This is a genomic window from Dyadobacter sp. 22481 (assembly GCF_052044875.1).
Classification (GTDB): Bacteria; Bacteroidota; Bacteroidia; order Cytophagales; family Spirosomataceae; genus Dyadobacter; species Dyadobacter endophyticus.
In genome coordinates, this window is record NZ_JBQENV010000003.1 from 1,257,232 (window position 1) to 1,275,887 (window position 18,656).

The 18,656-nt window shown below is 49.2% G+C and carries 20 protein-coding genes; 13 read left to right on the forward strand and 7 right to left on the reverse strand.

What is annotated here, in order from left to right; translation table 11 throughout:
• Positions 1 to 37 precede the first annotated feature (37 nt).
• Both ACTJJJ_RS23935 and ACTJJJ_RS23940 read left to right on the forward strand, forming a co-directional pair.
• Positions 38 to 1,228, forward strand: coding sequence for a PQQ-dependent sugar dehydrogenase (locus ACTJJJ_RS23935; RefSeq protein WP_440703236.1), 1,191 nt, complete (start codon positions 38 to 40; stop codon positions 1,226 to 1,228).
• A gap of 3 nt (positions 1,229 to 1,231) precedes the next feature.
• Positions 1,232 to 2,488, forward strand: coding sequence for a saccharopine dehydrogenase family protein (locus ACTJJJ_RS23940; RefSeq protein ID WP_262892430.1), 1,257 nt, complete (start codon positions 1,232 to 1,234; stop codon positions 2,486 to 2,488).
• A gap of 105 nt (positions 2,489 to 2,593) precedes the next feature.
• Here the strand turns inward: ACTJJJ_RS23940 and folB are convergent, their stop codons facing one another.
• The 3 genes from folB to ACTJJJ_RS23955 form a co-directional block, all read right to left on the reverse strand.
• Complete coding sequence (gene folB / locus ACTJJJ_RS23945; RefSeq protein WP_188936342.1) at positions 2,594 to 2,944, reverse strand: dihydroneopterin aldolase; 351 nt, start codon at positions 2,942 to 2,944, stop codon at positions 2,594 to 2,596.
• 9 nt (positions 2,945 to 2,953) lie between these two features.
• The gene (locus tag ACTJJJ_RS23950) at positions 2,954 to 4,000 is read right to left on the reverse strand and encodes a DivIVA domain-containing protein (RefSeq protein WP_440703237.1); all 1,047 of its coding nucleotides are present in this window, start codon (positions 3,998 to 4,000) and stop codon (positions 2,954 to 2,956) included.
• Between the two features lie 107 nt (positions 4,001 to 4,107).
• Positions 4,108 to 5,007, reverse strand: a complete 900-nt coding sequence (locus ACTJJJ_RS23955) for a WD40 repeat domain-containing protein (protein WP_426291789.1) — start codon at positions 5,005 to 5,007, stop codon at positions 4,108 to 4,110.
• A gap of 31 nt (positions 5,008 to 5,038) precedes the next feature.
• Here ACTJJJ_RS23955 and ACTJJJ_RS23960 point away from each other — a divergent pair, with 31 nt between their 5' ends.
• Positions 5,039 to 5,668, forward strand: coding sequence for a 4'-phosphopantetheinyl transferase family protein (locus tag ACTJJJ_RS23960; protein WP_188936347.1), 630 nt, complete (start codon positions 5,039 to 5,041; stop codon positions 5,666 to 5,668).
• Positions 5,669 to 5,670: 2 nt separating this feature from the next.
• Here ACTJJJ_RS23960 and ACTJJJ_RS23965 read toward each other — a convergent pair whose 3' ends face one another.
• Positions 5,671 to 6,519, reverse strand: coding sequence for a transglutaminase-like domain-containing protein (locus ACTJJJ_RS23965; protein WP_188936349.1), 849 nt, complete (start codon positions 6,517 to 6,519; stop codon positions 5,671 to 5,673).
• A 157-nt stretch (positions 6,520 to 6,676) separates the two neighbouring features.
• On the opposite strand from ACTJJJ_RS23965, the gene galE reads away from it, so the two are divergent.
• The 7 genes from galE to ACTJJJ_RS24000 are packed head-to-tail and all read left to right on the forward strand — an operon-like array spanning position 6,677 to position 13,840.
• The gene (gene galE, locus ACTJJJ_RS23970) at positions 6,677 to 7,696 is read left to right on the forward strand and encodes a UDP-glucose 4-epimerase GalE (protein ID WP_440703238.1); all 1,020 of its coding nucleotides are present in this window, start codon (positions 6,677 to 6,679) and stop codon (positions 7,694 to 7,696) included.
• Positions 7,693 to 8,748 (forward strand): dTDP-glucose 4,6-dehydratase, encoded by a 1,056-nt coding sequence (gene rfbB, locus ACTJJJ_RS23975; protein ID WP_440703239.1) that lies wholly within the window; start codon positions 7,693 to 7,695, stop codon positions 8,746 to 8,748. The genes galE and rfbB overlap by 4 nt, the downstream gene beginning before the upstream one ends.
• 35 nt (positions 8,749 to 8,783) lie before the next feature.
• Complete coding sequence (rfbA, locus tag ACTJJJ_RS23980) at positions 8,784 to 9,650, forward strand: glucose-1-phosphate thymidylyltransferase RfbA (protein ID WP_188936355.1); 867 nt, start codon at positions 8,784 to 8,786, stop codon at positions 9,648 to 9,650.
• A gap of 39 nt (positions 9,651 to 9,689) precedes the next feature.
• Complete coding sequence (locus tag ACTJJJ_RS23985; protein WP_440703240.1) at positions 9,690 to 10,331, forward strand: O-methyltransferase; 642 nt, start codon at positions 9,690 to 9,692, stop codon at positions 10,329 to 10,331.
• 29 nt (positions 10,332 to 10,360) lie between these two features.
• Complete coding sequence (locus ACTJJJ_RS23990; protein ID WP_440703241.1) at positions 10,361 to 12,913, forward strand: LysM peptidoglycan-binding domain-containing protein; 2,553 nt, start codon at positions 10,361 to 10,363, stop codon at positions 12,911 to 12,913.
• Positions 12,914 to 12,924: 11 nt separating this feature from the next.
• A complete protein-coding gene (locus ACTJJJ_RS23995; protein ID WP_188936361.1) occupies positions 12,925 to 13,524 on the forward strand; it encodes a DUF3109 family protein in 600 nt (199 codons plus the stop codon).
• Positions 13,508 to 13,840: an MGMT family protein gene (locus ACTJJJ_RS24000; RefSeq protein WP_188936363.1), complete on the forward strand. Its 333-nt coding sequence runs from the start codon at positions 13,508 to 13,510 to the stop codon at positions 13,838 to 13,840. The genes ACTJJJ_RS23995 and ACTJJJ_RS24000 overlap by 17 nt, the downstream gene beginning before the upstream one ends.
• A gap of 53 nt (positions 13,841 to 13,893) precedes the next feature.
• Here the strand turns inward: ACTJJJ_RS24000 and ACTJJJ_RS24005 are convergent, their stop codons facing one another.
• The 3 genes from ACTJJJ_RS24005 to ACTJJJ_RS24015 all read right to left on the reverse strand — a co-directional run bounded on the left by ACTJJJ_RS24005 (position 13,894) and on the right by ACTJJJ_RS24015 (position 16,799).
• On the reverse strand, positions 13,894 to 14,292 hold the full coding sequence (locus ACTJJJ_RS24005) for a hypothetical protein (protein ID WP_440703242.1): 399 nt from the start codon (positions 14,290 to 14,292) through the stop codon (positions 13,894 to 13,896).
• A 266-nt stretch (positions 14,293 to 14,558) separates the two neighbouring features.
• Positions 14,559 to 15,131: a hypothetical protein gene (locus tag ACTJJJ_RS24010; RefSeq protein WP_440703243.1), complete on the reverse strand. Its 573-nt coding sequence runs from the start codon at positions 15,129 to 15,131 to the stop codon at positions 14,559 to 14,561.
• A gap of 201 nt (positions 15,132 to 15,332) precedes the next feature.
• Positions 15,333 to 16,799 carry a sodium:solute symporter gene (locus ACTJJJ_RS24015; protein WP_426291796.1) on the reverse strand — a complete coding sequence of 489 codons (1,467 nt, stop codon included), beginning with the start codon at positions 16,797 to 16,799 and terminating at the stop codon, positions 15,333 to 15,335.
• Positions 16,800 to 16,905: 106 nt separating this feature from the next.
• Between ACTJJJ_RS24015 and ACTJJJ_RS24020 the strand changes: the two genes are divergently transcribed.
• The 3 genes from ACTJJJ_RS24020 (at position 16,906) to ACTJJJ_RS24030 (ending at position 18,620) form a co-directional block, all read left to right on the forward strand.
• Positions 16,906 to 17,181 carry an ATP-dependent Clp protease adaptor ClpS gene (locus ACTJJJ_RS24020; protein WP_188936377.1) on the forward strand — a complete coding sequence of 92 codons (276 nt, stop codon included), beginning with the start codon at positions 16,906 to 16,908 and terminating at the stop codon, positions 17,179 to 17,181.
• 75 nt (positions 17,182 to 17,256) lie between these two features.
• Complete coding sequence (recR, locus tag ACTJJJ_RS24025) at positions 17,257 to 17,871, forward strand: recombination mediator RecR (protein WP_188936379.1); 615 nt, start codon at positions 17,257 to 17,259, stop codon at positions 17,869 to 17,871.
• Between the two features lie 23 nt (positions 17,872 to 17,894).
• Positions 17,895 to 18,620 carry a superoxide dismutase gene (locus ACTJJJ_RS24030; RefSeq protein WP_440703244.1) on the forward strand — a complete coding sequence of 242 codons (726 nt, stop codon included), beginning with the start codon at positions 17,895 to 17,897 and terminating at the stop codon, positions 18,618 to 18,620.
• Positions 18,621 to 18,656 lie beyond the last annotated feature (36 nt).

Genomic DNA, 18,656 nt, shown 5'->3' on the forward strand with positions numbered 1-18,656 from the left:
TCATGACGTTGTTGTAGAAACTTACTACTACGACCTCATGAAAGCCATACTTCGCCTGACCATCGTTCCGCTGGCATTCGCTCTTGCCACTTTTGCCTGCAAATCCGACGATCCGAAAACACCCGAAGATTCCGAACTTCCGGAGAACACGATCGATTCCAAAGACATATTTCCGGCATTGACGTTCAGCCTGCCGGTCGACCTGGTTCAGGCACCTGGTGACAGCAGTAAATTCTTCGTCGTGGAACAAGGCGGAGTTGTTAAAGTATTTTCCAACAGTGAAAATACATCTTCCAGCACTACATTTCTCGACATTAAAAGCAAGGTAAGATCAGGCGGCGAGCGCGGGTTGCTTGGCCTCGCATTTCATCCGGATTTTAAAACCAACGGCTACTTCTTCGTCAATTACACTTCCGGTACGCCGCTGAAAACGGTAATCGCTCGTTACAAAGCCACCAGCGCCACCCAGGCCGATCCCGGGAGTGAGGCGGTGTTATTCACCTTCAATCAGCCCTACGACAACCACAACGGCGGCTCAATGCAATTCGGAAAAGACGGCTACCTCTATATTGCCACTGGTGATGGCGGAAGCGGCGGTGACCCGCAGAACAATGCGCAGAACCTGAAAAGTCATTTGGGCAAAATCCTGCGTGTGGATGTCAACGGGACCTCGAAAGGTAATTACAGCATTCCCGGCGACAATCCTTACGCGACCGGCACCACCGGCCATCTACCCGAAATATATGCTTACGGCCTTCGTAACCCGTGGCGCATCAGCTTCGACATGGGTAGCGACAAGCTTTTCGCGGGCGACGTCGGCCAGAACGAGCGCGAGGAGATCGATATTATCACGAAAGGCGGCAACTACGGATGGCGCATCAAGGAGGGTGTCGATTGCTATAATCCTTCCTCTAATTGCAATGAACAAGGACTTATAGAACCCGTTCACGATTACAGCCAGGATAATGGCGACCGCTCGATCACAGGCGGATATGTATACCGCGGCTCCGCTATTCCCGCGCTGGCTGGCAAGTACATTTACGGCGATTACGTGAGTGGGCGTATCTGGGCGCTCGAACTCGACGGCAACACGCGGAAAAGCAACACGCTGATCCTGGAAGGCAAAGGCAATATTTCGTCTTTCGGCCAGGATATCAAGGGTGAAGTGTATTATCTCAACTATGGTGCAGGCAAGGTGATGAAGGTGGTTAACGGAAATTTAAATTGAAAAATTAACCGGCCGTCCTATCTTTGCCGGAAATTTAAAACTATTAAAATGTCCAAGGTTCTTATCATTGGCGCAGGAGGTGTCGGTAGTGTTGTGGCACACAAATGCGCATTGAACAGCAATGTTTTCACCGAAATAATGCTCGCCAGCCGCACCAAGGCGAAATGTGATAAAATAGCAGCCGAAATCAAGGAAATGCACGGGGTAGAGATCCAGACCGCTCAGGTGGATGCCGACATCGTGGCCGAAACCGTGCTGCTTATCAAGCGTTTCCAACCCAAAGTGCTCATCAACGTGGCGTTGCCCTACCAGGATCTGACGATCATGGATGCTTGCCTCGAAACCGGCGTGCATTACCTCGATACCGCCAATTACGAACCAAAAGACGTTGCAAAATTTGAATACAGCTGGCAATGGGCTTACCAGGAGCGCTTCAAAGAGGCGGGACTGATGGCCGTTTTGGGCTGCGGTTTCGACCCGGGCGCTACGCAGGTTTTTACTGCGCATGCCGCCAAGCACCATTTCGATGAAATGCATTACCTGGATATTATCGACTGTAACGCAGGCGATCACGGCAAAGCATTTGCGACCAACTTCAATCCTGAAATCAACATCCGCGAGATTACCCAGCCGGGCCGCTATTGGGAAAACGGTGCATGGGTCGAAATCCCTGCAATGTCAATTCATAAACCAATCGATTACCCTGGAATCGGACCGAAAGAAAGCTATGTACTTTACCACGAAGAACTCGAATCGCTGGTAAAAAACTTTCCTACCCTGAAACGTGCGCGTTTCTGGATGACGTTCGGCCAGGCTTACATTACGCACCTGAATGTGCTCGAAAATGTAGGTATGACAAGCATCAAACCGATCAAATTCAACGGTATGGATATCGTTCCCCTCGAATTCCTGAAAGCGGTACTTCCCGCTCCCGATACTTTGGGCGAGAACTACTCAGGCCAGACGTCCATCGGCTGCCAGATTAAGGGTATCAAAGATGGGGTGGAAAGAACGTACTACGTTTGGAACAACTGCGACCACGCTGAATGCTACCGCGAAGTACGCGCACAGGCTGTGAGCTACACAACGGGTGTTCCTGCGATGATCGGTGCCATGCTGATGCTGACGAATGAAGAATGGATGAAGCCTGGCGTTTACAATGTAGAAGAATTGAACCCCGATCCTTTCATGCAGCTGCTGAACGTTCACGGTTTGCCATGGCACGAAGCGGTGGACATTGCGCTTCCCCACGAATATTGATAAAAATGTCACGCTGACATTAGTCAGCCTGAGCGCAGTCGAAGGCAGTCCGTACGATACAACCGGCATCGTGCATGCGCTTCGACTTCGCTCAACGTGACAGCGTTATCCTTCCATCGTAATTACCGCCCGCGTACAGACCCCTCCTATCGGCGGATTGAATTTAGAGACTTTCACAGTGACTTTCTCGACCGTCGGGTAATGCTCCCGTATTTTCTCAATTACATTAAAACCAATGTGTTCCAAAAGCTTGGCCGGTTCTTTCATGACCTTGGCCGTGAGCTGGTAAATGGTTTCGTAGTTGACGGTCTCGCTTAGCTTGTCGTGCTGCGCGGCGCTAAAAAAGTCGGTGGTAATGGTAATGTCCAGGGCGTATTTGTTGCCGATACGTTGTTCTTCGGGGTAATAGCCGTGGTATGCAAAAAATTCGAGTCCTTCGAGACTGATCGTTCCCAATATTGAAACTTAGATTTGGTCAAAAAATGAACCGCCGCCTGATTTCTTCGGCTGGCTGCTTTCTCTCGGCCGGTTGATCCCCGGCGAAGAATCCCTTGCTTTCTCTGCCACCTTATGCATTTCGGCAAGCACTTCTTCGGCTTCCTCGGCAGCAGTTTTCTGCGTCTGTCTTGGTCTGTTGAAGGCAACCGGTTCTTCGCGGACAGGCTCGGGCGCTGCAACAGGTTCCGGCTCCGGACTTACCTCAACTACTGCGGCGGATGGCGCCGTTGCAACCGGTATTTCCTCTTCTTGCTCAACTACCTCGGGCAGTTCGGGATCAACTTCAAAAACCGCTTCCGCTTCAGGTTCTTCCTCGCCTGCTACTTCGAATACGACTTCCGGTTTATCATCCTGCAACACCACCTGCACCTCGGGTTCATCGGCAGTTTCTTCTACTTCGATTTTTACAGGCTGCTGGAATACAATCTTCTTCGGAATCTCGATTTCCGAAATATGCTTTTTAATGTCCTCCATTTTATTGAGGACCGATTCCTTATCGTATTTCTGCTCGAAGCGCTCCACTGTTTCCAGCGCGCTGTTAGCGAGCGAGCTGAGCTGTACAATGAGGTTATCGCGGAAGTTCTCGATGGCCCGGAAGTCACGCTCCTGAACCTTCACTTCCTGCGCAAAATCCTCCTTGAATTTTGAAAGCCGGTCTTCGGTTTGTTTGATAATCTGACTCGTACGCTGTTCCGCTTCCGCTACCAGATCATTCGCCGCGACGCGTGATTCTTCTATTCTTTTTTCCGCATTTTCGTTGGCTTCCTTCTCGATTAACTTGCTGGTATCTTCGGCTGCTTTTAAGGTTCTGAATAAGGTTGATTCGATATCTTTCAACTTCGCCAATTCCTTCTCCGCGTATTCCAGCTGCATCTTCAGCAAGTTGTTTTCGCTTGAATACCGCTCCCATTCCTGAGACAGAGAGTTCAGGAAAGCATCTACTTCGTCCGGGTCATAACCTCTGAAAATCTTTTCAAAAGTGTGCTTGCGTATCTCTATAGCGGATATTTTCATGATGCATTCTATACTTTGATGCCTAGTTAAAAACGGTCGTGTAAGTTAAAGATATATGATTCATTTTTCAAAGTATTTACCAACATTACCATATTATAAGTATTGGCTTACGAAACCTCCCAAACCGATATCATACGGTCGTCGCTGCACGAAATCAGCTGATTTTCATAACCCGTCCAGAGCAGTTTATTCACGGACGTTCCATGCCCGGCATGACGTGCCCGGTCGATTATCTTTTTAAGCTTGAAAGTGGTCGCATCCCACAATTTGATGGATTTGTCCATGCTGCAAGTAGCGAAGAGGGAGCGATCCGGACTGAATGTAATGTCGTTGATCGCGTACATATGCGCGGGGATGTCGGACACGATGCCGTATGCATCATTGACGTCCCAGATTTTCAGGTGCGCGTCCCGGCCGGTGGTGAACAGGTATTTACCATCCGGTGAATACTTAACGGAAAACACCGAGTTTGAATGTGCCTGGATCGTCTTTTTTAATTTAAAGCCATCCAGATCGAAGATATGGACGTTACAATCGCTGTCGCCGGTAGCGAATTCGTTGGTTCCGATATTCACCGCAATGCTCCGGATGCTCTTGCCTGCAATTTTGATATGCTTCTGAACGGCGAAAGACGGGACGTCCATCACCGCCACCACGCCGTCGCCTAATGCTACAAGCGCCTTGTCGCCCGCGAAGCGAATGTCAAAAATGGCCGAAGTGGTTATTTTTGAGGTCTTTTCAATTATATTCTTTTGGGTATTCAAAAGCTGAATGCCTTCAAAGTTCTGCCCGATCCAAAGGAAATCATTGCCTTCCTGCAATGCAAGCGCATATACGGAGGTGCCCGCGCGTGCGACGAGCTTTCCGAGATCCGGCTTCTGCAGGTCCCACTGGATTACAAAGCCATCGGCCCCCGCGGAATAAAAACCGCGACCCGTTTCGTCAGAAATAATTGTATAAACACTGTCCCTATGACCGGAAAAAGTATCTACTTTGCGAATATTCATTCTATATATTTTTGTAGCAAACAGTATTACCATGCCCCTCGTTCATTCCGAAAAGATCGAAGATAGCAGCACATTACTGCTCTGGAAACTGACGGAAACCGAAGCGGAACTTCAAGATGCTCTGGGTAACGGTTTTAACCAGGAGGAGCTCGATAAAATATCCCATCCGCAAAAAAAGCGCGAATGGCTCGCCAGCCGGATGCTGATCAAGACCCTGGCCGAACAATTTGGCATTAACTACGTGGGCATTCACAAGGACGAGCACGGCAAGGCATTCCTGATCGACAACGATTCGCACATTTCCATTACCCATACCGCCGAGTTTGTGGCCGTGGCCATCAACCCGACTGCCGCCGTCGGGATAGATATGGAAAAAACGGACGCAAAATTGCAGCGTACCTCCAAAAAATACCTTTCCCCACCCGAATTCGACCACGCACAGGACGAAATGGACCGCCTTTGCATGTACTGGTGCGCGAAAGAGGCTCTGTATAAATTGTACGGAAAGAAAAAGATCAGTTTTCGGGACGCTATTTTTATCAGCCCGTTCGAAAACGCCGACGTGATCCTCAGGGGAAACCTTACAGACGAAGACCTTGTCGTCCCTTCAAACATTCACGTTCGCTGGTTCGACGGCCATTGCCTGGCCGTTGCGCTTTAAGATCAGCCTTCCGGCAACTCGTCGAGCGTCGACTTCAGTATTTTCTCGATTTCCCTGATCTTGTCCTGCTCGCTCGTTTTTTCGTAGGAAAGAATCAGGTTACGCAATACCCGCTGCACGATTTCAAGATTGGTGCAAGGCTGGTAGAAGATGTCTTTGGATTTGATATTCAGCTGCGCGATGTAGTGATCGATGTCCGTTTTGGAAAAAATAATCCCGCGGTTGAAGACATTAATATAGAACTGCGTCTTATCGCTTTTGTAAGTAAGTACAAACAAATTAGGCAAATTGACGCCATACACGGGCATTCCCAGCTTTCTCGCAATCAATAAATAGATCACGCACAAGGTAATCGGGTTACCACGCCGGCTTTCGAGCACCGAGTTGATCATCGAGTTCGTCGGCGAATGGAAGTTCTTGGTATTGGCCGCGAAATTCATCACCCCAAAAAATATGCTATTGATCCGCTTCACCTGGTCTACCGCATTCATTTCCTCCTGGAACTGGATCCAGATGTCATAATAAAGCTGTTCGATGGTGGTTTTCAACTTTTCGATCGACAGGTCCGGATAATGATAGGTTGCGATGATCCACATACCTTCCAGCAGGTCGAGCCCGCCGCCGTTTTTCCACGCTTGTAACCGTTCTATCATAATGCTCAGCTGCAATTCGTGGATCAGTTCCTCGATTTTGCGCTGCACGATTGGATTAAAACTCTCCTCCCATTCGGTCTCCAGAAAAGGTATCACTGTCCCTCCCAACGATAATATCTTCCCTTCAACATGCTGACTTACTTCATGATCTTCATCATCAAGCAAGGATATCAGTGCCTTGATTTCTTTCTGGTCCATTTTCCTCAAATCTGCGTTTTACAACCAACGGATAAATAAAAACATTTTTTTTTAATGGACGTCAAATTTTCTACTTTTGCCCGGAAAAAAAGGCGGGTAAAAGCCGTTTTGAACACCATCTATACCACCATATTTTTATAAAAAACGCACATAACGCATGAAAATTCTCGTTACCGGAGGGGCCGGATTTATCGGATCCCATACCGTGGTAGAGTTGCACAATGCAGGGTTCGAACCGGTCATTATCGACAACCTGTACAACTCCAATCTCAACGTTTTAGAAGGAATCAAAAAAATCACCGGCAAAACGTTTCCATTCTACGAAATCGATTGCAATGATGCCGACAAGGTAAGGGCCTTGTTTGAAAAGGAAAAGTTCGACGGCATCATCCATTTTGCGGCATACAAAGCTGTGGGTGAGTCGGTTGAAAAACCTTTGAACTACTACGAAAACAACCTGATTTCCCTTCTGGTACTGCTTCGCGCCGCGAAGGAATTCAATGTCGATAAGTTCGTATTCTCCTCGTCGTGTACGGTATACGGCCAGCCCGAAAAGCTGCCGGTAACCGAAAGCACGCCGCGCCTGCCGGCCAACTCGCCGTATGGCAATACCAAGGCGATTGCCGAGGATATTATCCGCGATCACGTGCATTCAGCTCCGGGAATCAAGGCGATCTCGCTCCGGTATTTCAACCCCATCGGCGCACACGAAACATCGCTGATCGGCGAACTGCCGAACGGCGTTCCGAGTAACCTGGTACCATTCATTACGCAGACGGCCGCCGGTCTTCGCAAGTCGCTCACCGTGTTCGGCAACGACTACAACACGCCCGACGGCACCTGTATCCGTGACTTCATCCATGTGGTAGACCTCGCCAAGGCACACGTAAAGGCGCTCGACCTGCTCGAATCGCAGACGGATACTAACTATTATGATGTATTTAATGTAGGAACGGGCGAAGGTTATACCGTTTTGCAATTGATTAATACTTTTGAGGAAGTAAACGGCGTGAAACTCAACTATACCATCGGGCCACGCCGCGAGGGGGATGTCGAGCAAATCTACGCGCAGTCCGACAAAGTAAATAATATAATGAAATGGCGTGCCGAAAAAACCATGGCCGAAGCACTGCGCGATGCATGGAACTGGCAACTAAAATTAACAGCTGAAAAATGAAAAAAATCCTGATTACAGGCGGAGCGGGTTTCATCGGCTCACATGTCGTGCGCCGGTTTGTCAACTTCCACCCCGAATATCATATCTATAACCTCGACGCGCTTACGTACGCAGGCAACCTCGAAAACCTGCGAGACATCGAGAATGCGCCGAATTATACATTCGTAAAAGGTGATATCGTCGACGCGGCGTTTATCGACAAGCTGTTTACCGACAACGATTTCCACGGCGTGGTACACCTCGCGGCGGAAAGCCATGTGGACCGTTCGATCTCCGATCCGATGTCGTTTGTCATGACCAACGTCGTTGGAACCGTAAACCTGTTGAATGCTGCTAAAAAAGCATGGAAGGACGATTTCAGCGACCGCCGTTTCTACCACGTTTCAACCGACGAGGTTTACGGTGAACTGCACGATCCGGGTACATTCTTCGTGGAAACAACCAGTTACGACCCGCGTTCGCCTTACTCGGCTTCAAAGGCGTCGTCAGATCATTTTGTAAGAGCCTATCATAATACCTACAAGCTGCCGGTTGTTATCTCAAACTGTTCCAACAACTACGGCCCCAACCATTTCCCCGAGAAGCTGATCCCGCTGATGATCCACAACATCATCCAGAAAAAACCGCTTCCTGTGTACGGGAAAGGCGAAAATATCCGCGACTGGTTGTTCGTGGAAGACCACGCGATCGCGATCGACGTCATTTTCCATAACGGGGTGAATGGCGATACCTATAATATCGGCGGCCACAACGAGTGGAAAAATATCGACCTCGTACATTTGCTTTGCAGCATCATGGATCATAAGCTCGGCCGTAGCGAAGGCGAAAGCGTGCAGCTGATCACGTACGTGACCGACCGCGCCGGGCATGACCTGCGCTACGCGATCGACGCCACAAAATTATCGGAAGAACTTGGCTGGAAACCTTCATTGCAGTTCGCCGAAGGTCTGGAAAGAACGGTTGACTGGTATCTCTCGAATCAGGAATGGCTGAACAACGTAACCTCCGGCAACTACCAGAAATATTATGATGAAATGTATCAGGATAGATAGTCCTGTCATTTCTTTACTCAATTGAAACTCTATTTATGAAAGGCATTATTCTGGCCGGCGGTTCCGGTACGAGGTTACACCCGCTTACATTGGCAGTCAGCAAACAGCTCATGCCTGTTTACGACAAACCGATGATATATTACCCGCTGTCCATCCTGATGCTGGCGGGTATCCGTGAGATCCTGATTATTTCGACCCCGCACGACCTGCCGCATTTCGAAAAGCTGCTTGGCGACGGAAGCCGCCTTGGCTGCCAGTTCAGCTATGCCGTGCAACCAAGTCCGGACGGTCTTGCACAGGCATTCATTATCGGTGAAGAATTCATCGGCGATGATAAAGTAGCGTTGATCCTTGGCGATAATATTTTCTACGGATCGGGGCTTTCGACATTGCTTCAATCCAACAACGATCCCGACGGCGGTGTGATCTTTGCCTACCAGGTACACGATCCTGAGCGTTACGGCGTTGTAGAGTTTGATAAATCCAATCATGTGATTTCCATTGAAGAAAAACCGGTGGAACCGAAATCCAATTATGCGGTGCCTGGTTTATACTTCTACGACAACGACGTAGTTGAAATAGCTAAAACTATCCCTCCATCACCGCGCGGCGAGCTTGAAATTACAGACGTGAACCGGGTTTACCTCGAACGCGGCAAACTGAAAGTAGGTGTCCTAAACCGCGGTACGGCGTGGCTCGATACGGGCACATTCCAGTCGCTGATGCAGGCCGGGCAGTTCGTTCAGGTTATCGAAGAAAGGCAAGGGTTAAAAGTGGGCTGTATTGAGGAGATCGCATACCGCATGGGCTTTATTAATGCAGAACAATTGCGTGAAATCGCCCGGCCTCTTTTGAAGAGCGGCTATGGCACTTATCTCGAACGCATTGTAGCCCATGCCTGACGGGCATCGGCACCGGGAGTAGCACATTATCATATTCGAATGAAGTTTTTGGTAGAGGAAATCGAAGAATATTCCGCGGCCCACACGGAGGAAGAGAATGCATTGCTGAAATCCCTCAACAGGGACACCCATGCCAACGTTCTCAGCCCCCGTATGCTCTCCGGGCATGTGCAGGGCAGGTTCCTTTCTATGGTTTCCAGGATGATCCGGCCCGACCGCATTCTGGAAATCGGCACTTACACCGGCTACTCGGGCATTTGCTTTTGTGAAGGCCTTAACCCTGGTGGAAAACTAGTTACCATCGATGTGAACGAAGAACTCGAAACCTTCACCAGACGGTATTTCGACCAAACGCCTTTTAAGGACCAGATCGATTACCGCATCGGCAATGCGCTGGATATTATCCCTACGCTCACCGATACGTTCGACCTGGTATTCATCGATGCGGATAAAATCAACTACTCTTCTTATTTTAACCTCTGCCTCGAAAAAGTACGCAAAGGCGGTTTCCTGATCGCCGACAATGTGCTTTGGAGCGGCAAAGTAGTTGAACCGTTAAAAAAGGCAGACAAAGACACGCAGGCATTGCTGGATTTCAACCGGATGGTCCATGAAGATCCCCGGGTTTCCAATATCCTCCTACCAATCCGCGACGGGTTGATGATTCTTCAGAAATTATAGTACTCAATAGTCAGGCATTTTTACTTTTTATGGCCAGAACTTCCACTAACATCATCTCTTTTGTTATCGTCCTGCTGCTGACCGGCAAGGCAGCTTTTGCACAGGCACCCGAAATCCCTTCCAGCGTCTCTTTCGGCGGTATTACCGTGAAATTCGACAGAAGCGCCCAGGATATCATCGAGGAAGACGTCAAAAGCCTGATGTCGAACCGGAAGTTTTGGGAAGAAAAAATGGATCGGGCCATTATGCACTTTCCGATCGTGGAAGGCATCTTAATGGACGAAGAAGTGCCTATCGACTTCAAATACCTGGCCGTTCAGGAAAGCTCTTTCCGCCCCGACGTTGTTTCGAGCTCAAATGCAGTCGGTTACTGGCAGTTCAAACCCGAAACCGCACGTGAACTCAACCTGCGTGTGGATCATGATGTGGATGAACGAAAGAATATCAGCTCCTCAACACACGCCGCCGCCTGGTATTTGAAAAAGAACAACCAGCAATTCAATAACTGGGTTACCACATTGTATTCTTATTACCAAGGTGCGGGAGGTGTGAAGAAGGTCGTTCCAGCGAGTTGGGCGTACGCACGTGAAGTGACGCTCAATGGGAAAACCGACCGCTATATGCTCCGCTTTTTTGCCCACAAAATCGCATTGGAATCAGGCATTGAACGGTACAAATCGCCGAATGCCTATGTTCTGATGGAATCGGATTATGGCAAAGGCCAGTCGCTCGACGAGATCGCCAGATCACTGGGAGTTCCCGCAGGAGAGCTTAAAAGCCATAATAAATGGCTCAATGACGATAAAGTACCCAACGACCGCGAGTACCTCATCACCCTGCCCGTGCCGGTAGATCAGGTTGCGAGCGTTCGTGAAAAGCTTTTACTGCCACCCCGTCAGACAGCCGTTGCTTCGGTTTACGAGGACACCGGGTTCCCAGTCCTGAAAAAATCGGCCATTCAACTGCAAGAGCCTAATTCCCCCACACTTTACGAAATTAACGGCTTGCCGGGTATTGAAGCCCGTGCCGGCGACAAACCTAAAACATTGGCCAAAGCGGCAGGTATACGTACACCGCGTTTTATGCGCTACAACGACCTGCTCGCAGATATGCAGCTCGTTCCCGGGCAGGTATATTACCTCTCGCGCAAGCACAAGAAGGCGGACGCCCCATCCCACATTGCCCGCCCGGGCGACACATGGCTGAGCGTTTCGCAGCAATATGGTATCCGGTTGGTGAGCCTTTTGAAATTCAACCGTACAACAAGCCGCAACTACCCTATTCAAACCGGCCAGGTACTGTTTCTGAACAAAAAGCGGCCTCGCAAGCAGCCTATCGAGATCGTTGCGCCGCCACAGCCGACTACGCCCGCCAAAAGGGATTCGATCATCGCCACGGCCGGCGCAACGGTCGTTCCCGAAAAAGCACCTGTTTCTGCTACCACATCGCCGACCGCCGCGAACAGTAATGTTCCGAGCAATCCATCCGGTCGCAAGAAATACACACCGGTTTTAGTGGAAAAAAATGAAAGCGGCGCAGCAAAGGAAACTGAACCCGCCGCGACGCCTGCCGGAACTGTCGCTTCTACCGGAAAAGCTACAACCAATGCAGCCGGCCTGTACAAACCGTCCGCTCCGGCTACCAAAACCCCTGTCGCAGGGACGCCTGTCGCAGTGACACCTGCCGCAGGGACGCCTGCCAATACCAACGACCGCGTGGTTATTATTACGCAGGATGATACCAACAGCACATTCAAATCAAACGATGAGGATAAATCGGCCGGTAAATCCAGCACAGCTAGCAAAGTTGTGACACCAAGTGCTACCCGTACGACCGCGTCCTCCGGCTCCGTATACACCCGGATGCGTTCGGAACGCGCCGAAGTCGAAAAAGAAACTCCTACGAAAAAAGAGACCGAGCCCGCCAAATGGAGCAGCGCCGGAGAAAAAGATGAGGTCACCGCTTCGGCGGCTACGAGTTACCATACGGTACAACCCGGCGACACCTATTTCGGCATTGCGAGCAAGTACAATCTCTCATTGCGTGAATTGCTGACCATCAACAACCGTTCCGCGCAAAGCCGCCTGGTATCGGGCCAACGACTGCTTGTATCAAAAACAGGTGAAGAAACGGCGCGTGCCGAGACTCCTGAGCCAAGCAAAGTAGCAGTAGAACGCCCAGCTCCTGCCTCAACTTTTAGAACACCGGAAGAGATTAAGGAGGAAACACGCCTTTCGGCAACGCCTGGGAGTGAATTCCATACCGTTCAAAGCGGACAGACTTATTACAGCATTTCAAAAGCTTACAATATTTCCATCAAGGAACTGCTCGAATTAAATAACCTGAATGATTCGGATCGCTTGAAATCTGGTCAGAAACTGCGTGTGCGAAGAGGAGAAGGAGGTGAAACAGAGGCTGGAAACCAGCCGTCAGCTGCACAAACACACACCGTCGCGCCAGGCGAAACGCTCTTCCGCATTGCTCAAAACTACCATACAAACGTGGAAGACATCAAGAAATTAAACAATATGTCCGGAAACAGTGTTATGGTGGGACAAAAACTTAAAATACCTCAGCAATAGGCTGTTCGATTATGATTCTCATTGAAAATACGTGCATTAGCGACGACATCGAAGACCAGGAGTTTGTCTGTAATCTAGACAAATGCAAAGGCGCATGCTGTGTGGAGGGGGATTCCGGCGCCCCGCTGGATGAGGGTGAACTCGCGATTCTCGATGAGATCTATCCCCAAGTCGCACCATACCTGACAGAGGCAGGCAAAGAGGTGATCGCCGCGGAAGGCACCTGGACCAAAGACTGGGACGGCGACTACGTGACCCCCGTCATTAATGGTCGTGAATGCGCCTACGCCATTTACGACCAGAAGGGCATTCTCAAATGCGGCATCGAGGAAGCTTACAACGATGGCAAGATCAGCTATAAAAAACCGATTTCCTGCCATTTGTATCCGATCCGGGTTACTAAATATGAGCAGTACCACGCGCTCAACTACGACCGCTGGGAAATATGCAGCCCCGCATGCAGCTTGGGTCAGCAACTGAAAGTCCCGGTTTACAAATTCCTGAAAGACCCGCTTATCCGCGCTTATGGTGAGGATTGGTACCGCCAGCTTTCACACGAAATCGACGAAAGACAACAGGCCCGCGTCAACGAGCATGAAAAAGGGAAATGACTTTTTCAATGACGTTTACGACGTGGTAAGGCAAATACCGCCGGGGCGTGCGACGTCGTATGGAGCCATAGCGGCATACCTCGGACAGAAACGCGGCGCCCGGCAGGTGGGCTGGGCAATGGGCGGCAGTTACCATGAAGAAGGACTTCCGGCCCACCGTGTGGTAAACAAAGCCGGCGAGCTCAGTGCCAGCCAGCTTTTCGAGACGCCAACCACCATGCAGGAGAGGCTCGAAAGCGAGGGCGTGAAAGTAGAAAACAACCGCATTGTAAACTGGGAGCAATGCTTCTGGGATCCCGAAAAAGAATTGCATTGACATAAAAAATCCCGGTCTTTTGTAGAGACCGGGATTTTTTATGGGCTTCGCGCTCATTGCAGCGAGATTACTTTGGAACTGGTGCTCTCGATGTTCACTTCCTTTACCTTTTTATCTTTCTTGTGGGATAGTTCAAAATAGTAAGTTCCGTCGTTCATTTCGTCGAGATTGAACACGCGACGGTACTTCGTATCATGATCGTTGAACACCTCCGAATAATAGATCTTACCGGCTTTGTCTTTCAACACCACGCGCAGTCTTTCATTTTCGCTTTTATCTACCGACAACCGCACTTTATTGCTGTCGCCGACTTTGTACAATGCAGCGTCAAAAGTCACCGCGCTGGCGGCTCCTTTTTCTTCTTTACTTTTCTTTTTGTCTGCCGCAAAAGAGGTGAAAGACAATGTGAGCGCGAAGGCGCTGGTCAGGATGGAAACAATGGAGATTTTCATGGCTATAAGTATTTAAAGTTTGGATCTGTACAATCGCACAGTTGACTTTAAATAAAAAAAGGATGTGCCAAACTTGGTTTCGATAACCAAACTTCGGCACATCCAACTATTAATACACTGATGATGAGCAGCTTACTATTATTTTCAAAAATTTTCCTTCTACTCCTTGTCGGATAGGAGGCTGTTCAGAACCGAACATTTGTGCCTGAAACCGAACGCTTTAAAGCGGCACGCAGGCGTGCGGCACGCCCACGTGGTTGCACGGGTTAAATTTTTCCTCTGCTTTCGTTCGCAATTTTCTGGATCATCGGCAGCCTGCTAGCGGGTATCGGATGGCGATAGTCCCAAAAAGCCGAAACGCATACGATCTTCCATTGCCCGCCGATTTTTTCCAGCAGCCTTACTTCCTTGCTATGGTGAAAATTCTTTTCTGACTTATCGCTGTTAAACTGGTCCCAGGTAAGATAGGCTACATCGTCGTCGTAGAACTTGAAAATCATATTCTTACGCTCCACGATCGGGTGGCTGGATACAGGTTCGGGATTATCCTGAATATATTTTCCAACCTGCTTGTTGATATCCGCCCAGCCTACATTGGAATCAAAGGTGCCATCATCATTGCTCCAAGCCTGAAAGGCATAGTCTGTCTGTGCATAATTCGCCTTCCAGGCAGCAAAGTCCCGGGCGAAGAATGACTTTGTTTCATTCTCTATGACTGCTTTAATTGCTTGTTTTTCCTTTTCAAGATTGGCTTGACGGCTAGCTTCCTCTTCTGCGGCTTTGTCCTTGCAGGATACACAGAATATCATGCACAACAACATAACTGACAGTGTTTTCATATTGCAAAAGTTTAGTTTGTTAAATAAATAACCGAACTCAATCTTTCAACAAAACATCCATCAGGTGGCATGAGATACACGCCTGATTTTATCAGAAAGTTAATATTTTTTTGAATATATGCAAGAAAAAGCCCTGAAAATGTGTAACCGTTTCCAGGGCCGATGCATTTTAACGCCTTTGATGTTGTAACCAGCTCTTCTCTACGCCTGCGGGACATAGCGCCGGGCGGTGCGGTCGTGCAATAACCAGAGACCTATAAAAGTGATTAACCCATTGATAATAAGCCGCTCAAATCCAAATTTATATCCATTAAACCATTCAGCTGAATGGTCATTGATAATGTAGGTCAATATGGGGGCGAGGATACACACGAAAGGAACGAAGCGGTCTTTCACCGGGCGTTTCAGGAAAGCTCCGAAAGAGAACAGCCCAAGTAATGGCCCGTAGGTATAACCGGCGAGGTCGAACACTGCCGTAATCACCTCTTTATTATTCATCCGGTTAAAAATCAGGATGACCAGATAGAAAACCACCGAAAAGCCTACGTGCACCCAGAACTTGATCGAGGAGCGTTTTGCTTCCGGCTGCTTCTCGATATTCATGAAATCGATACAGAATGCGGTAGTCAATGCGGTAAGGGCCGAATCGGAGCTGGCATAAGTAGCCGCCGTAATGCCCAGAAGGAAAGTAATACCGACAACCAATCCCAGGTGGTTCAACGCGAGCATCGGATAGAAATCGTCCGTTTTCGCAGGCGTGGGTATGCCTTGCGCCTCTGCATATACGTAAAGCAGCGCACCGAGCGACAGAAAAAGGAAGTTTACGATCACCAGCACCACCACAAACCAGAACATATTCTTCTGCGCTTCACCGATGTTTTTGCAGGTTAAATTTTTCTGCATTAAATCCTGGTCGAGGCCGGTCATGACAATCGCGATAAAAACCCCCGCGAAGAACTGCTTGAAGAAATTTTTAGGATCGTTGGTATCCCAATAAAATATTTTGGAATACCCGCTTTTCTGAACGCTGGTCCAGATATCGCCGATTCCATTCAGATTGAGCTCGCTGGATACGAGAATGATCGTCAGAATGACGGCGGTAATGAGGAAAAAGGTTTGCAGCGTGTCGGTAACGATGATCGTTTTGACCCCGCCTTTGAATGTATAAATCCAGATCAGGAAAATCGTAATGGCGACCGCCACCTCGAATGGAATGCCCAGCGGCTTGAACAATGCAAGCTGCAATACCTGCGCAGCCACGTACAAACGCACCGCAGACCCGATCGTACGTGAGAGCAGAAAGAAGCCGGAACCTGTCTTGTAAGACCAGAACCCAAAGCGCTGTTCGAGGTAAGAATAGATGGAAATCAGATTCAGCCGGTAGTACAGCGGCATGAGTACCGTGCCAATCACCAGGTATCCCAGAATATACCCTATTACCACCTGAAAGTAGGAAAACTGGATATTTACCACCGCGCCCGGGACAGACACAAACGTGACGCCCGACAGCGAAGTGCCGATCATACCAAACGCCACCAGGTACCACGGCGACTGCCGGTTGGCCGTGAAAAAAGTATTGGTATCCGCACCCCTGGAAGTAAAAATGGACACTGTGATCAGCATTCCAAAGTAAACGACCAATATCACCAGGGAAATGTAAGGGTTCATCAAAGTGGGTATTTGGGGATTCAGGAGTGGATTAAAAGGCGCTTAAAAGCTTCGGATAGTCTCCGTTTTTAATTAGATTTGCTAATCAAACAGAAATTTGGTTGTTATGCAAGCGCTCACAGAAACAGAGCTGGAAATTCTGGAAGAAACGGTAGATACGGACATTAAAAAGCTGGTAATCTACAATGACGACGTGAATACCTTCGATTGGGTGATCGATACACTGGTCGAAGTTTGTGGTCATAGCAATGAGCAGGCTGAACAATGCACGATAATTATCCATTATAAAGGCAAATGCTCCGTTAAGGAAGGATCTTTTGAGGAGCTGGCCGGGATGCGCAACGAAATATGCAGGAGAGGCATTTCAGCCGAGGTGCATTAGGCCCCCTACCGCATTGCCAGCATCAACAAAACGGGTTTTGATGTCCTTTCAAACCCCATCACTCAGCATCTTCTCATGAACTACCCCTCACGTCTTATTGAGGAAGCCGTTGCCGAAATTTCCCGTCTGCCGGGGATTGGCAAAAAAACAGCATTGCGCCTGGCATTACATTTGCTGAAAAGGGACGAGGAGCAAACACGCTCGCTGTCCGATGCGCTGCTGAACATGCGTACTAAAACTACTTACTGCACCCGCTGCCACAACATCGCCGACGACGTACTTTGCAATATTTGCAACAATAACAAGCGCGACCAGACGACCATATGCGTCGTGGTGGACACACGCGACGTGCTGGCTATCGAATCCACAAACCAGTACCGGGGCGTGTACCACGTGCTCGGCGGCATTATCTCCCCATTGGAGGGCATCGGCCCGTCGGACCTCGAAATTGATTCATTAATGTCGCGGGTGGGCGAGCGGGAAGGTGAAGACGCTGTTCAGGAAGTAATATTGGCATTGAGTCCGACGATGGAAGGCGACACCACCGCTTTTTACCTGCAAAAAAAGTTAAAGGCCACGGGAGTCAAAATAAGCACTATCGCAAGAGGTATCCCCATTGGCGGAGACCTGGAATATGCGGACGAGATCACACTCGGCCGCAGCATTGTAAGCCGGGTGGCTTACGATTAACACTAAACACTTATTGTACTGTTATGAATAGAACAGACTTTTTGAAAACACTCGCCGGCAGCGCACTCACTGTGAGCGCATTGGCTGAGCAGTCACTTGCCGGAGTGTCGCACGCAGGAACATCCAATACCATATTAGCGGAAACAGCTCCATTCAAACAAGCTCCGCTTCCTTACGATTTCGGCGCGTTGGAGCCCAGCATCGACAAGCTGACGATGGAAATTCACTACGGTAAACACCACGCGGCATACGTCAAAAATCTCAATGACGCTGTAAAAGGAACCGAATGGGAGAAAAAATCCCTGCAAGATATTATCAAATCGATCAGCAAAGCACCGGCTGCGGTGCGCAACAACGGCGGCGGCCACTGGAACCACACTTTCTTCTGGGAAGTAATGGGCCCTAAAAAGAGCGCTGCGCCAACCGGTGCTGTGGCCGATGCAATTAATGGCCAGTTCGGGTCATTCGATAAGTTCAAAGAAGAGTTCGGGAAAGCCGGAGCTACGCGTTTCGGTTCGGGCTGGGCATGGCTCGTTGCCAAAGGCGGAAAACTCGCCGTAGGTTCAACGCCCAACCAGGATAACCCATTAATGGATGTTTCCGATTTCAAAGGAACGCCAATCCTCGCCCTCGACGTTTGGGAGCACGCCTATTACCTGCATTACCAAAACAAACGCCCGGATTACATCAAGGCATTCTGGGATGTAGTGAACTGGGAAAAAGTCGCTGAGAATCTTAAAAAGGCTTAAATAGGGAGGAAGGGGAGAATGGAGGAAAGGGAGGAT